A 14,161-nucleotide genomic window follows, 5' to 3' on the forward strand; every position below is an offset into this window, starting at 1 on the left:
TGAATCGTACCGGTAAATTCGGAGGCGGATTTGTTTGAGTCATGCTGCCGTATCTTGGGTTAATTGTCGATAGTAGTTTTCCTCATATTCAGCAGGCGGGATATCGCCAATTGAACTCAGCAATCGTCTGTTGTTAAACCAGTCAACCCAGTCCAGCGTTGCAAGCTCAACCTGCTCCAGCCCTCTCCACGGGCCGTCTTTATAAATCACTTCGGCTTTGTACAGGCCGTTAATCGTTTCAGCCAAGGCATTGTCATACGAGTCGCCAACACTACCAACAGAAGCTGTAAAGCCTGCTTCTGATAACCGTTCAGAGTAACGTATCGAGACATACTGACTTCCTCTGTCGCTGTGATGAATGACGCCTTTAGGCTTGCCTCTGGCCCATAAGGCTTGCTCTAATGCATCCAGAATCAACTGTGTCTGCATCGTCTTCATCACACGCCAGCCCACGATTTTTCGGGAGAACACATCGATTACGAAGGCAACGTAAACAAAGCCTGACCACGTAGCAACATAAGTGATATCTGCAACCCACAGTTGGTTTGGCCGGCTGGCACTGAACTCCCGTTTCACCAGATCCAATGGCTTAGCAGCGCTATCGTCAGGGATCGTCGTGATACAACGACGGCCTCGGCGAACCCCTTAGATCCAAAGCGTACTCATCAGTCTGGCAACCGTGCAGCGAGCCACCGTGAAGTCTTCACGCTTCAGTTGCTTCCAGACCTTCCTGATGCCATAGCATTGCCGATTATCCTGCCATACACGCAAGATCTCAGGCTTCAGAGCCATCATCCTGATGGTAACGCTGACAGCGTCGCTCAGGCTGCGCTTCAAGTGACTTGCACCGGTAATACGTTGATGGCGCGATCTGCAACACACGGCACATCGGCTCGACACCATGCAACGCTCGGTGCGAATCAATAAACTGGACTATTTCTTCGGTTTGCGGTCGAGCTCCGCCTGGGCAAAAAATGCAGCGGCCTTCTTCAGGATCTCGTTTTCTTGCTTGAGCTCTTTGTTTTCTCGTTCAAGCTGCTTGATCTTGGCTGCTGCATCCGAAGTAACACCGGGCCTTTTGCCTGAGTCTACTTCGATTCGATTAACCCAAGCCCTCAATGTCTCAGGTGTACAGCCAATTTTTGATGAAATAGACACCAGTGCAGCCCACCGGGATGGGTGCTCATGCTCTGAGGTCAAAACCATGCGAACTGCACGTTCGCGGACTTCTGCGGAATAAGTTGTTCTTTTGTTCATGTGCTAATTCTCTCAAGAAAATTAGCCTCCGACAAACCCGGTGTGATTCATTAAGTGGTGTGGTAAATGAACTAGAGCAAAGCGCACAGGAACTTAAACGACTGTTGTCTCAATTTAAAGTGTAAAAAACATTTTTAAACAACAGCCTGCAACCACGGTGCTTTAGTGAGGTTTTACCTGCTTCTATAGACTCGAATTACTGGTATATACTGAAATCTCGATTGCAGCCAGTTAATTGACTGGTGCTAGACAGATCATTTTCTCAGAGGACAGCCATTGATTAAGAGTGCAAGAGATGAACAGGATGTGCAGCAGCAATTTCTGAACACCTACATTAGCCTGTCAAAAAATGCGGGCGATGAATAAATTTTATAGATCAAAAAGCCTAGATGCCGCGATGAGCCGGAATACATCTTTCATTCAAAAAGTGAGCTTCTGGTGAATGATTCACCAGCTCATTTTACTACCAGAAAAAGAATAAAACAGCGATAGCGGCAAGAGCCACAAAAATCCAGCCCATACGGCGTAAATCACCAATAATCACCTCTTTTTGCGCTAGCAGCTCGCGTAGCTCCTGACTATCCAGGGTGCCACAATCCGGGCACTTGGCTTTTATGTGGTGGTTATATAGCAAGCCGCAGCGCTTGCAGGGGCTTTTTTGGCGCATTTCGCGCATCCAGCGTAGCCGGTCTTCAATGTATAGTGGCATCCTTTTTCTCCATCAGGCTGACAGGCTTTATCATACTGGGGTAGGTTGTAAGCGCAAGGGGTTACCAGGCACAGGCTTACTTGACGGATTGCTGCAGCTCCCTATTTTATCTGGATTTATGGCGTGGCCGGCTTTTCCCTGGTAATGCTCTGATCCTGCTGCAGCAACTCTGGAGAAAGCGCATACACCGGGCAGATGGCTGAGATGTCTTGCCAGAGTTGTTGTTTCTCTTCCTCTTTATCCACTGTACCCAGTAACCAGGCAAGGTGGGTTTTTGCTTGCAGACCGAGATCTTCCTGATCCGCTAAAAACAGCTCAACTTGTTGTGACAGGCTTGCAGGAAGTGATGCTTCTGTTGTCAGCTGCTGCAGTTTGGTTTGGTAGTACACTTTGTGCAACTGGTCACTGAGGGATATATTACCCAACAGCTCATCCCGCTCAATCAGGGTCAGGGCGTGGCTGTAATGCTGTTTTGCAGGCTCGTGATCACCCTGCAGCATATACAGCTCGCCTAAGCTACTCCATACCTGATGAATCGCCACCTCGGGCTGTTTGTCAATTGCGAGCAGTTTGTGCTTAATGGCTTTGTCATAATCCTGTTGCATGTGGTAAAGGTTGCCTAAATTTTCATGCCCGAAATGTGCGTAATCGAAGTGGTTGATTAATGTCTGATAGGTTTGTTCAGCCTGCTCCAGTTCACCATAGCACATTTGCAGCGTACCCAGGTTGGCCAGGATCACTTCATGTTGCTGGCTTGCTTTTGCAAACTGCGCTTTGGCCTGCTGAGAGTCGCCCAGCATAAAATACAAGTTACCTAAACTATTATTAGCCTGCCAATGGCCAGGGACCAACTGAACCGCTTGTTTGGCATAGGCTTCTGCAAGTGGCCCCTGAGGTTCAGGATCGTCCTCACCAAGGCGCGCCATGTGCACTGTGGCTCTGACGGTGAGGGCATCCGCATCGACGGTAGTTAAGGTGACATACTCACTTAGGAGATCTAACGCTTGTTTGGCACGCCCTGTACGTGCCAGTAACTCTGCCTGAGCGGTGATCACTTCCAGTAGCTCTGGTTGTTGTTCTGCGGCCAGCTGGCAGAAGGTGGCTGCTTTCTCAAGCGACGGTGTTTCATCCTGGATCCAACTACTGCGAACATAAATGCGGCATAACTCGGCATTGGCTGCGGCGAAGTTTGTATCCAATTCCAGAGCTTTAAGAAAATGCGATTCAGCGAGCACATAACTGCTGGCTGAATGGCTGATAAATAGCTTATTTTTCCCCTGCAAAAAATGGCCCAGTGCAACGCTGGAGTTTGACAAAATCGGGGCGAGTGGCTCGCCATCAATAAAACGCTGGCTTTGTGTGACAATCGCATCGCGTATCGCTGCGCTTTGTGCTGCAAATTCTGCGTGGTGAAATACGCTTTGATCGATAGTCAGGCTGTGCTGATGTGATGTCAATGTCGCTGTAATGGCCGCGTAAAATTGATCTTTGTGGTGGGCAAGGTGCAAAACGCCATGGGCCTGCCAGCTGCTTAGAACCTCCGTTGCCGGCAGCTGATAAGTCTCTGGCCTACTCAAGACTATGGCTCGGATGGTATCTTTTTCAGACATTTGGCTAGCAACTTGCTCAGCAAGTGGATGTAGGTTGGCTGGAGCCTGCAACACAATTAACACCTTACCTATTGGTGAGATCAACTTGGTGCTGGCTGGTTGCTGAGAAGTATGATCTGCATTGCTCTGTTGCCACCAAATTAGGCCTCCTAGCAGGATCACCAACGCTGGCAGGGCCAGCCAGAGATTATTCTTTGAACGACTGGTTAAAAGGGGCTGTGCGATAGGACTCTGGCTGGAGATTACTTCAGTGAACGGATTGTCATCTTTAGAGAGGTAAATAGTGTGAGCTTCAACCTGCAACGCGTGAGCAATACGGGCCAAATTATGCGGGGATACGGCTTGTTCCCGAAAGACTTTACTGACTAAATCGCAGGGTGGTTTTGAGATGCCTTCATTCTGCGCTATTTGCTGTGCCAGTTCGGCTTGTGTTTCAAAGCCACTCGCCAACATAGCAGCTTCCAGTTTTTCTCTGGATGCTCTGATTCCGCGTTTCCGTTTTCTACCATCCATGTTGAGCTAGTGTGCAGCAAGCAGGTGTTCTGATAGTAGCGAAGCACTGCGCAAATTGCACGTTTACTAACCAAATTTAACCGTCAGTAACTGATCCTTCGTCACTAAGCGCCGGTTAATGGTACTTAAGATCCGATCGAGCCTGATTACGGTTGCATCATCTTAATGATGACTTAAGAATCACCTATGTTGTTTACCAAAACCGCGCACTCTAGTGGCCTTAGATGATTAAGCACAGTTAGTAAACGCAATGCACTAATCAAAAGAAACACTGGGGATGTGTTTACGTTCAATAGGGATATTGGTTGTTGTTTTTGTAGTTGCCAACCCCACTACAAATAGGTGAAATATTATGTTCACATACAGAAAACTCGTTCTTTCGTTGTTCCTTGCATCGCTTGCTTTTGTTTCATTGCCGTTTTCTGGTCCGGCACAAGCCGGCTGGGGTGCAGAAGAAGTCGTTATTTATATTAAAAGGATCCGTGATGAGCAAAATAACTATCTTCGAGACGTAACGCTGGCCACTGCTCGTGCTGTTTCAGAAAGCGGTGAGTTCAAAGCGCTGCCTCATAAGCGTAATGCTAAAGGTCCGGTTATTGAGGTCAGTCCTCCTACTTTTAACTATGCCCAATACCAAGGAGGCATGAATGCAAGAGAAATGACCACTGCCGGCTTAAGTGTTGTTTCCGATGTGAGCAATTTATTTGGATTTGGAAATAGAACCCGGAGATTGAATGAGGTGAACGCACGTTTAAATCGAAACAGTGCAATCCTTGATGCATGGGGCGACAATGATCAGGTTATGGTTACGATGCAATCTCGTGTTTTGCTGTTTGATCAAGTTGCTGGAGTCGAAATCGCTCGTGCTATTGATTATGAAAAAGTGTTTAACTCTAAAAGTGAGTTCCTAGCGCAAAAAGACTCGCTGATTCAAGAGGCTGTGGTAAGTGAGGTTAAAAAAGTGCTGGTTGAGTATTTAGAGGACTCAGGTTTTTAATCGCGGCACCTGAGCACTACCAGCGGATACTATTTATTTCGTGGACTGCCGTACCTGCTTAGCGACTTGCCTGGCAAGCGCCCGTGCTGTGGTCCACTTGCCACCACTGACTGTTAACACTTGCTGTTGCCAGTGCAGGCTATATTCCCGGCTGGCGCGGCTGCTATCGGTACTGCTCTTTAATAAGGGCCGTACACCGGCAAAACTATCCAGAACATCGACTGGCTGTACCTGAGGGTGAAAGTACTGGTTGTACACTGCCAGCAACTCATCGCGCTCTGCTTCAGAGCAGGCAATCGGCTCATGCAGCTGTTGCCGGACCTCCGTCGTGCCCAGCAGGCACTGGTGCTTATAGGGTAAGGCAAAGACGATGCGACGACTGCCCGGTACCTCCAGCATATGGCCGTAGCGACCTAAGGTCGGCAGCAGCAAATGACTGCCGCGCACCAGATCCAGCGATTGCTGCACCGGCAAGCCGGATTGCTGCAGCAAAGCTTCGCTCCAGGGGCCGGCCACATTGATGATGCGGTCAAAGGACTGCCAGCCTGTGCTAAGTAGCAGATCGCCGCTGGCGGCCAGTTTCAGTACTGGTTGGTGCTCAAAAATATCGACCCCGGCTTTGCGACACTGAGCTGCGACCCAAAGTCCTAGCTGATAGTCGTCCATCTGACCATCGAAAAACAAGTAAGCCCCTTGCAAGCCCTCGGCTGTCAGCTGAGGTGAGCAGCGCAGCGTTTGTGCTGCCGTTAACCAGCGGTGGCGACCAATGCCTTTGCGACCGGCAAAAAAGTCATACAGCATAAGGCCAATTTTCAGTTGCCAGCGCGGGCGTCGGCCCTGGCGATACAGTGGGTACAGTAACGGAATGCGGCGGGTCAGCTGGCTGGTCTTATTGAGCCACCAGCGTCGCTCCTGCAGCGCTTCCTGTACCAGACGGAATTCGCCTTGTTCAAGGTAACGCAGGCCGCCGTGCAGCAGCTTGGATGACGCCCGGCTGGTTGCCTGCATCAGTGCATCGCGCTCGAACAATTGCACCTGATGGCCGGCTTTTGCCAATTCCCAGGCCGTGCATAAACCATTGATACCGCCGCCGATCACTGCAATGCGCATGGTGTGTCCAATTACGTTGGGAATGGGATCCATTCCTCTTCATCGCCCGGTACTTTTGGAAAGCGACCTTGCTGCCAGTCTTGCTTTGCCTGTTCAAGCCGCTCTTTGCGGCTGGAGACAAAATTCCACTCCATATAGCGCTTGCCAATGGCTTCACCACCAATCAGGGCGATACGGCTGGGCTTAGTTGCGGTGATCTGCACCCCGTCAGCTGCGCCCAGCACCACCAACTGGTGAGCCGTCACGACAGTATCTTGCAGCTGCAGCTCGCCGCTGGCAAGGTAAAGCCCCCGCTCTGGGCTGCTTGGCAGCGTCAGGCTTTGGCCTGCTAGCAACTCAGCTTCCAGGTAGAGCGTTTGATAAAAGGTTTTGACCGGGGAGTTCAAGCCATAGGCACTGCCAATTAACACCCGCACCGGCACACCATCAATGTGGGTGGCAGGGATGGTGGCCGAGGGGTAATGGTGAAAGGCCGGCTCGGTTTCCTCGTCGGCTTCAGGCAATGCCATCCACAGTTGCAAGCCATGCAGCCGGTGATCGCGGGCGGTCACTTCCGGTCGTTCGCGCTCGGAGTGCACGATGCCTTTGCCAGCCACCATCAGGTTGATATCGCCTGGCGTTATCGGCTGATAGCTGCCGAGAGAATCGCGGTGCAAAATCTCACCTTCAAACAGATAGGTCACCGTTGCCAGATTGACGTGCGGATGCGGCCGCACATTGATGCCGCTGCCAGCGGCAAATTCGGCCGCACCCATTTCATCAAAGAAAATCCAGGGGCCAATGCTGCGCCGCTCACGCACCGGCAGGCTGCGCCGAACAGAAAAGCCTCCCAGATCTTTGGGCTTAGGGTAAATAATCAGCTCGATAGCGGCGCAGCCGTGCTGCACACTGCAATCGGACTCCAGCTGTTTACTTGCTGTACTCATACCATCCTCACTCTCTGTGCTGCGTGAACAGCGGTTGCTTAAATTTAGGTGCTAAGGCCGGGCAAATCAAACCATAAGGCATGCACCGAGCCAGAGCCAGCGATGGCTGTGGCTGGCGACGGATGCATCAGCTTGATGCCATCACCAGGCTGCAGTTGCTCGCCAGCAAGGCTCAGCTCGCCTGTTATCAGATGCAGGTAATAAGCTCTGCCTGATTGCATAGGAAGCTCCAGTTGCTGCTGCTCAGTAAGCCGTAGCTGCGACAGACTGGTATCTTGCCTGATCTGCAAGGTACCATCGCGGCCATCCGGCGTGATCACCGGGGTAAGACCAGGCTGCTCACCAAAGTGCTTTTGCTGATAGTCCGGCTCGCCATCAAGTTGATTGGGTTCTATCCAGATTTGCAAAAATGCCAGCTCATCGTGCTGGCTTGGATTGTATTCACTGTGGTAAATACCGCGGCCGGCACTCATCAGCTGGAACTCACCGGCCGGTAAAATCTGCTCGTTGCCTGCTGAGTCTTTATGCGCCATGGCCCCTTTGAGCACATAACTGATGATTTCCATGTTGCGATGGCCATGGGTATCAAAACCAGCACCGGCACGGACCCGGTCGTCGTTAATCACCCGCAGTTTGGAAAAGCCCATTTGCTGTGGGTTGTAATAATGGCCAAAAGAAAAGGTGTGGCGGCTTTTCAACCAGCCAAAGCTTGCGGTACCGCGTTGCTGGCTACGAATGATCTCAATCATGCTGGACTCCTAAGCTGTTGCTGCAAAGCGGTGCTTTGCGATGCATGCTACTCTAGCTTAGCTTCACGAATGAATATAACGGATAAAATCTAACATTCTGTTCGTATGTATAGAATAAATCATGGTGACCAGTGCTGGGGTTTAGCGCTTAAACAGCCAGCCGGCCAGCAAAGGCACCAATCGCGGCATAATCAGATACACCACCAGACCAACAATCACAGCGGCGCTGAGTAAATGACGCAGCCCCCAGATCCCGAGTGCAGGAGCCAGCTTAAACAGCAGTTGCAGCACCGGGGGGACCAGCATAGTTAGCAGGCAGATCACCAGCGTGGTCACCAGCCACTGCTTCCAGCGCACCGGATGCGGTGCATCGCTATCAAGCGGTTGAAACCACTGATCGATGCCGGTAGACACGCGCACATTTTCAGGTAGCTGCAGTAAGGGCGCAACCTCAGCAATCAGTTGCTGGCGTACTTGCGATTCCAGCCAGCGTCTGGCATCCGCTTCAGAGGAGAAACGGACTGCAATCTCATAATGATGCTGCCCTTTGGCGGGCTTGACGATGGTGACACCCTGATGGCCCGGAAACTCAGCAGCCGCCTGAATAATATCGGCCAGCCAGCCTTCGTAGTGAGCCATTGCATCAGGAACCACCTGATGGTGGATCAAAATCGATGCCCCGGTTGTTGTCGGTGGCTGTTTGGCCATGGTCTGCTCCAATAATACAGCCCCGCAACCGGGAGGCTGCAGGGCTGGGTAGTCAACGAATTTATTTCCCTGAGGTCAGGGTGTTGAAGCTGTTGATCAAATTGCGGTAGTCCGGAATATGGTTGGAGAACAGCTGTCCCAGACCTTTCACATCGTTTCGCCAGTCACGATGCAGCTCACAGGCAACGCCAAACCAGGTCATCAACTGGGCACCAGCATCGGACATCCGCTGCCAGGCCGAATCGCGCGTCAGCTCGTTGAAGGTCCCTGAGGCATCGGTCACCACGAAGACATCATAGCCTTCTGCCAAAGCCGATAAGGTTGGGAAGGCGACGCAGACTTCGGTGACGACACCGGCGATGATCAATTGTTTTTTGCCGGTGGCTTTAATGGCAGCAACAAACTCTTCATTGTCCCAGGCATTGATTTGGCCAGGGCGGGCAATAAAGGGGGCATCCGGGAAGGTTTCTTTTAGCTCAGGGACCAGCGGGCCGTTCGGACCATTTTCAAAACTGGTGGTTAAAATGGTTGGCAGGTTAAAGTAGGCTGCCAGATCGGCCAGTGCCAGCACATTGTTTTTGAATTTATCCGGGTCGATGTCACGTACCAGTGAGAGTAATCCGGTCTGATGATCGACCAGCAGCACCGCTGCATTGTTTTTATCCAGGCGTACATAGGGTTTGCTCATGGTTCGCTCCTTAGCAAGTCACCGGTGGCGGTAGTGCAACCGGTACATTTCGGCTTTAAAGTCTATATGCGGTATGAATGTGACGGTAGACTGCTAAACTGTGATGCAGCGTTCTATTTTAAGAACGATGGCTGGGGGGTCTATGCAGGATTTAAATGATCTTTATTACTTTGTTCAGGTGGTCGAGCACGGTGGCTTTGCACCGGCCAGCCGGGCGCTTGGCATTGCCAAATCCAAATTGAGTCGTCGCCTTGCTTTATTGGAAGAGCGGCTGGGAGTGCGTTTAATTCAGCGCTCCAGCCGGTATTTTCAGATCACCGAGGTCGGGCAGCAGTACCTGGAACATTGCCGGGCTATGTTGGTGGAGGCTGAAGCGGCGCAGCAAGCCATTGACTTCGTTCGGGCGGAGCCTTGCGGGACCATCCGGCTGACTTGCCCGGTGGGTTTGCTGCACTTTCATGTCGGGGCCATGCTGGCTGAATTTATGCTGCTTTATCCTGGCGTCACGGTGCAGCTGGAAGCGACCAACCGGCGGGTCGATGTGCTGGCCGAGGGAGTAGATTTGGCGCTGCGGGTAAGGCCCTTGCCGTTGGAAGACAGTGAGCTGGTGCTGCGGGTGCTGTCGGATCGGGGCCAGTGCCTGGTCGCCAGCCCTGAGTTGGTTGAAGCCCAAGGTGGTTTGCCGGCGGAACCTGCAGCATTAGTAAATTGGCCCAGCATGAGTCGGAGCAGACCCCAGGAAGTGCACGAATGGTGTTTGCAGCATCCGTTGCAGGGGCAGCTAAAGCTGGCATTCCAACCACGTTTTACCACCACCGATATGCTGACACTCAAAACGGCTGCTCTGGCCGGGGTTGGTGTGGCGCAATTGCCACTATTGATGTTGCAGCAAGAGCTGGCAGATGGGCGGCTGCTCCAGTTGCTACCGGAGTGGGAGCCGCGGCGGGAAGTCATTCATCTGGTGTTTCCATCTCGCCGAGGTATGTTGCCAGCCATCCGGGCTTTGATCGATTTTCTGGTAGAACGTTACGCTGAGATCATGGAAGACTGAGTATATCGCGGCTATTAATCCCATTAATTCGAATGTTTTGATTCTAATAATCCAATTTTATCATTCATTGCTCTGTTCTATGCTAGCACCATCGACAACGCATTGGCATGAACGGCCATGGGTCGACATCAATCAATCACAGTGAGGGTACGGCGATGAACAAAGCAATGACATTACTGAAAAAACTAAGTGCAACCGATGCAGGTTGGGGCGCTCTGGCGTTACGGGTTCCTGTCGGCATTATTTTTGCCGCCCATGGCGCGCAAAAGCTCTTTGGCTGGTTTGGTGGCTATGGTCTGGCAGCAACAGGTGGCTGGATGGAAAGCATTGGCCTGGCGCCTGGTGTGCTGATGGCTTTTCTGGCTGGTTCGGCCGAATTTTTTGGTGGCTTGGCACTGATTGCTGGCGTGCTGACCCGACCGGCGGCAGCGGTATTGGCACTGACCATGCTGGTCGCCATTTTCGCCGTGCATTTTGAAAATGGCCTCTTTATGAGCAACAATGGTTACGAGTTTGGCCTGGCTTTGCTGGCTGCCAGTGTCTCTCTGGCTTTCAGTGGAGCTGGCAAAGCATCAGTAGACGCAGCTCTGAGCCGTTCCAACTAAGTGTCCCTTTGAAAACAACCCGGCAAAGCCGGGTTGTTATTTTTTCCTGAAGCAAGGAGCAACACATGGCCCGTTCCACCTTAGAGCAATGGCGTATGTTTAAAGCCGTAGCTGAGCATGGCGGTTTCCATCAGGCTGCTGAAGCCGTGTTTAAAAGCCAGTCCAGCATTCATCATGCGGTGCATAAACTGGAAGATGTGCTGGGCGTCGCCTTGTTCCAAGTCGAGGGACGAAAAACTCAGCTCACAGCCGCTGGTGAACAACTACTGCGCCGCATCAACTTTTTGCTGACTGAAGCCGAGCGCATGGAACAGGTTGCTTTGAACCTGCAGGCCGGGGTCGAGTCGACCCTGAGTATTGCTGTGGATGAAGCTTTTCCACGAGACATCTTGTATCAGACGCTGGCGGCGGTATCGCACGAGTACCCTTTGATCCGCATTGAGTTGATGGAAACTGTGCTCTCCGGCGCCAATGAACTGCTGGCGCAGGGTAAAGCAGAAATAGCGGTAGCGCCTTTTACCCTGTCCGATAACCTCAGTGAAGACATTTGCCAGGTTGAATTTGTTGCTGTAGCTGGTTCGCTGCACCCACTGCATCAGTTGCTGCGTGAATTGACCCTGGAAGATTTAAAAGATTGCCGGCAAATCGTGCTGCGTGACTCCGGCAAAGCCCGTGATAAAGATCACGGCTGGTTAGGCTCGGAGCAGCGCTGGACCGTCAGTCATGTAGGCACGTCTATTGAGCTGCTACAGAAGAATCTTGGCTTCGCCTGGTTACCGCGCCATGCGGTTCAGCCCTATCTGGATACTGGCCAATTGCAGGAGCTGCCTTTACCCAGAGGTAGCAGTCGCAGTATGACCTTTTATCTGAATTTTAACGATGCCGATACCCTGGGCCCAGTGGCTCGTACTTTTTTAGGGCATTTGCGTTATTTGACACAGGGTTAGTTTCAGGCTTGCAGGCCTGGCGGATAGCACCTAGTATGGGATCCACTACCTATTTGCTTGAGGCCTGCGATGAAAACCCAGCTAAATACCGTGCTAACGTTCTGGTTTGAAGAGTTAAACCCTGAGCAATGGTTTGTCAAAGATCCTGAGCTGGATCAGCAAATCCGTGACTGTTTCTCCGGGCTGCATCGGATGGCCGCCCAGTGCGAGTTGTATCCCTGGCGCCAGCAAGCACGTGGGCGCTTGGCTGAAATCATCGTTCTTGATCAATTCTCGCGCAATATATACCGCGATAGCCCTGAGGCTTTTGCTTGCGATCCCTTGGCGCTGGGCCTGGCACAGGAAGCCATTGCCATCGGCGCCGATCAGGAACTGACCCCGACTGAGCAGAGCTTCTTATACCTGCCTTTTATGCACAGTGAGTCTCTGGCTATTCACGATGTGGCGATGCGGTTGTACGATCAGGATGGGCTGGAGGAGAACCTGCAATTTGAAATCAAACACCGCGATATTATAGAACGCTTTGGTCGCTATCCACATCGTAATGCCATACTAGGCCGTACCTCAACGGATGAAGAGCTGGTGTTTTTGCAACAGCCTGGCTCTGGTTTTTAATGGATTTATACAACCGCAGTGTTCGCTGATTAGCTACTGTATTCAGGTGCAGCGAACACCAATTTTGGGATTTTTTTGGCTCATTTTTCAAGACATGACTAAGCTTAATTGAATCGGTTGGTTCATCATCAGCTGATTATAAGCCTTGTCTTTATCGGATAGCACCAAACAAAGCATGGAACTAACGCTGGAAAATATTTTACTGGATGTATCGATGAGCCCTGTGCTGGATGCCGGAGAGCTTGAACAGGCCGAACAGCTGTTGCTGGCGGCCTGCCAGCAAGGTTTGGCTGTATGCCGTGTGGGCATTTGGTTGTATTTGCCAGCGGGTGAAGGCATTGCCTGCCGGGCCCTACTGGATCAGGGACACTGGCAGCCGGTGGAAGATTTGGTGTTAAAGCGGAACGATTTTCCAAACTACTTTAATGCCTTGGATCAACAGCGTGTGATTGCAGCCTGCGATGCCCGCTCTGATGCAGCAACCAGCGAGTTTACCGAGCCTTACCTGTTGCCGCGTGGTATTTTTTCCATGCTGGATGTCCCTATTCGCCATGCGGGTGCCATGATAGGTATTATCTGCTGTGAAGAAACAAAGCAGCCAAAGCAGTGGCTACCGGATGAAACCAGCTTTGTTGCCGCTTTGGCCGATTTGTATGGCCGTGCTTTGTCGGCCAGCCAGAGGCTGCAATACCAAAAAGAGCTGGAAGCTCTGAATGCAGAGCTTGAAGCCAAGGTGCAGCAAAGAACCCAGCGTCTTGAAGCCAATTTGGAGCAGCTCAAAGCGACCCAGGCCCAGTTGGTAGAAGCAGAAAAAATGGCTTCGTTGGGCACCTTGGTTGCTGGTGTAGCGCACGAGGTTAATACTCCGATAGGGGTTGCTTTAACGGCGAATTCGTACAGCAAGGAACTGACTGCACGGTTAGTGGAAAAATTTAAAGCAAATGAGCTGTCCCGTTCAATACTCGAAAAAAACCTGCTTGAAATTGTGGAAAGTCAGACAATTTTGGAGCGCAATCTGTTGCGAGCCGATGAACTCATTAGTAATTTTAAGCAGACTGCCGTTGATCAGGTGCACTACGAGCTGCAGTCTATTAACCTGCATGATTACATTCAGATGGTACTGGTTACCTTAAAGCCTTATACCAAAGAGTACCAGGTCGATTTTGATGTACACTGTCCGGCTGACGTCAGGCTGGTCACCTATCCTGGTGCAATTGCACAGGTGCTCACCAATCTAGTAATCAATGCCTGTGTCCATGCTTTCAGTGACCTGAGCATTCAGCCTAAGATTTTGATCCAGGTCGATCCTTACTGTGATGATCAGGTGCTTCTGGTGGTACAGGATAATGGCCATGGAATGTCGGAGCCGATCAAGAAACGTGTATTTGAACCCTTCTTTACCACCCGGCGCGGTCAGGGCGGCAGTGGTTTAGGTCTGGCCATTGTCTACAACCTGGTTACCAGTACCTTACAGGGACGCATTCAACTGGAGTCCGAATCCGGTAAGGGAGCCAGTTTTCTGATCCATCTGCCCACTCAGCTATCCTGTATCAAACAAGCAAGATAAACGTGGTTGAAGCAGCAAAGTCCGTACCTGTTTTGTTGATAATGTTGATTTTTGCTTATTTTTTCACCAATTTTGTTATTCAGGTCTATACTTGAGTCACGGACGTGGT

The 14,161-nt window shown here is 51.3% G+C and carries 13 protein-coding genes, 1 pseudogene and 1 other annotated feature; of the genes and pseudogenes, 6 read left to right on the plus strand and 8 right to left on the minus strand.

What is annotated here, in order from left to right; translation table 11 throughout:
* Positions 1 to 39: 39 nt before the first annotated feature.
* The 3 genes and pseudogenes from JJU14_RS10875 to JJU14_RS10885 form a co-directional block, all read right to left on the minus strand.
* Positions 40 to 1,257 (minus strand): annotated as a pseudogene (locus tag JJU14_RS10875) (IS3 family transposase).
* Positions 863 to 979, minus strand: a sequence feature (AL1L pseudoknot). It overlaps the preceding pseudogene by 117 nt.
* A gap of 463 nt (positions 1,258 to 1,720) precedes the next feature.
* A complete protein-coding gene (locus JJU14_RS10880; RefSeq protein ID WP_228613445.1) occupies positions 1,721 to 1,966 on the minus strand; it encodes a hypothetical protein in 246 nt (81 codons plus the stop codon).
* A 116-nt stretch (positions 1,967 to 2,082) separates the two neighbouring features.
* Positions 2,083 to 4,029: a hypothetical protein gene (locus JJU14_RS10885; protein WP_228613448.1), complete on the minus strand. Its 1,947-nt coding sequence runs from the start codon at positions 4,027 to 4,029 to the stop codon at positions 2,083 to 2,085.
* Between the two features lie 412 nt (positions 4,030 to 4,441).
* Between JJU14_RS10885 and JJU14_RS10890 the strand changes: the two genes are divergently transcribed.
* The gene (locus tag JJU14_RS10890) at positions 4,442 to 5,086 is read left to right on the plus strand and encodes a hypothetical protein (RefSeq protein WP_228613451.1); all 645 of its coding nucleotides are present in this window, start codon (positions 4,442 to 4,444) and stop codon (positions 5,084 to 5,086) included.
* 33 nt (positions 5,087 to 5,119) lie between these two features.
* On the opposite strand, the gene JJU14_RS10895 is transcribed toward JJU14_RS10890, so the two are convergent.
* The 5 genes from JJU14_RS10895 to ycaC all read right to left on the minus strand — a co-directional run bounded on the left by JJU14_RS10895 (position 5,120) and on the right by ycaC (position 9,267).
* Positions 5,120 to 6,196 (minus strand): glycerol-3-phosphate dehydrogenase/oxidase, encoded by a 1,077-nt coding sequence (locus tag JJU14_RS10895; RefSeq protein ID WP_228613453.1) that lies wholly within the window; start codon positions 6,194 to 6,196, stop codon positions 5,120 to 5,122.
* An 11-nt stretch (positions 6,197 to 6,207) separates the two neighbouring features.
* Complete coding sequence (locus JJU14_RS10900) at positions 6,208 to 7,122, minus strand: pirin family protein (protein WP_228613455.1); 915 nt, start codon at positions 7,120 to 7,122, stop codon at positions 6,208 to 6,210.
* Positions 7,123 to 7,166: 44 nt separating this feature from the next.
* Positions 7,167 to 7,871, minus strand: coding sequence for a pirin family protein (locus JJU14_RS10905; protein ID WP_228613457.1), 705 nt, complete (start codon positions 7,869 to 7,871; stop codon positions 7,167 to 7,169).
* Positions 7,872 to 8,012: 141 nt separating this feature from the next.
* Complete coding sequence (locus JJU14_RS10910) at positions 8,013 to 8,579, minus strand: antibiotic biosynthesis monooxygenase (RefSeq protein ID WP_228613459.1); 567 nt, start codon at positions 8,577 to 8,579, stop codon at positions 8,013 to 8,015.
* Between the two features lie 61 nt (positions 8,580 to 8,640).
* Complete coding sequence (ycaC, locus tag JJU14_RS10915) at positions 8,641 to 9,267, minus strand: isochorismate family cysteine hydrolase YcaC (RefSeq protein ID WP_228613463.1); 627 nt, start codon at positions 9,265 to 9,267, stop codon at positions 8,641 to 8,643.
* Positions 9,268 to 9,409: 142 nt separating this feature from the next.
* Between ycaC and JJU14_RS10920 the strand changes: the two genes are divergently transcribed.
* The 5 genes from JJU14_RS10920 to JJU14_RS10940 all read left to right on the plus strand — a co-directional run bounded on the left by JJU14_RS10920 (position 9,410) and on the right by JJU14_RS10940 (position 14,052).
* Complete coding sequence (locus JJU14_RS10920; protein ID WP_228613466.1) at positions 9,410 to 10,318, plus strand: LysR family transcriptional regulator; 909 nt, start codon at positions 9,410 to 9,412, stop codon at positions 10,316 to 10,318.
* A gap of 155 nt (positions 10,319 to 10,473) precedes the next feature.
* Positions 10,474 to 10,923: a DoxX family protein gene (locus JJU14_RS10925; protein ID WP_228613469.1), complete on the plus strand. Its 450-nt coding sequence runs from the start codon at positions 10,474 to 10,476 to the stop codon at positions 10,921 to 10,923.
* 65 nt (positions 10,924 to 10,988) lie between these two features.
* Positions 10,989 to 11,870 (plus strand): LysR family transcriptional regulator, encoded by an 882-nt coding sequence (locus tag JJU14_RS10930; protein WP_228613471.1) that lies wholly within the window; start codon positions 10,989 to 10,991, stop codon positions 11,868 to 11,870.
* A 69-nt stretch (positions 11,871 to 11,939) separates the two neighbouring features.
* Entirely contained in the window at positions 11,940 to 12,485 is a 546-nt protein-coding gene (locus tag JJU14_RS10935) for a DUF924 family protein (protein ID WP_228613473.1), read from the plus strand.
* Positions 12,486 to 12,630: 145 nt separating this feature from the next.
* Positions 12,631 to 14,052 (plus strand): GAF domain-containing sensor histidine kinase, encoded by a 1,422-nt coding sequence (locus JJU14_RS10940; protein ID WP_228613475.1) that lies wholly within the window; start codon positions 12,631 to 12,633, stop codon positions 14,050 to 14,052.
* Positions 14,053 to 14,161 lie beyond the last annotated feature (109 nt).

Source organism: Alkalimonas sp. (assembly GCF_020831925.1).
Taxonomy (GTDB): Bacteria; Pseudomonadota; Gammaproteobacteria; order Enterobacterales; family Alteromonadaceae; genus Alkalimonas.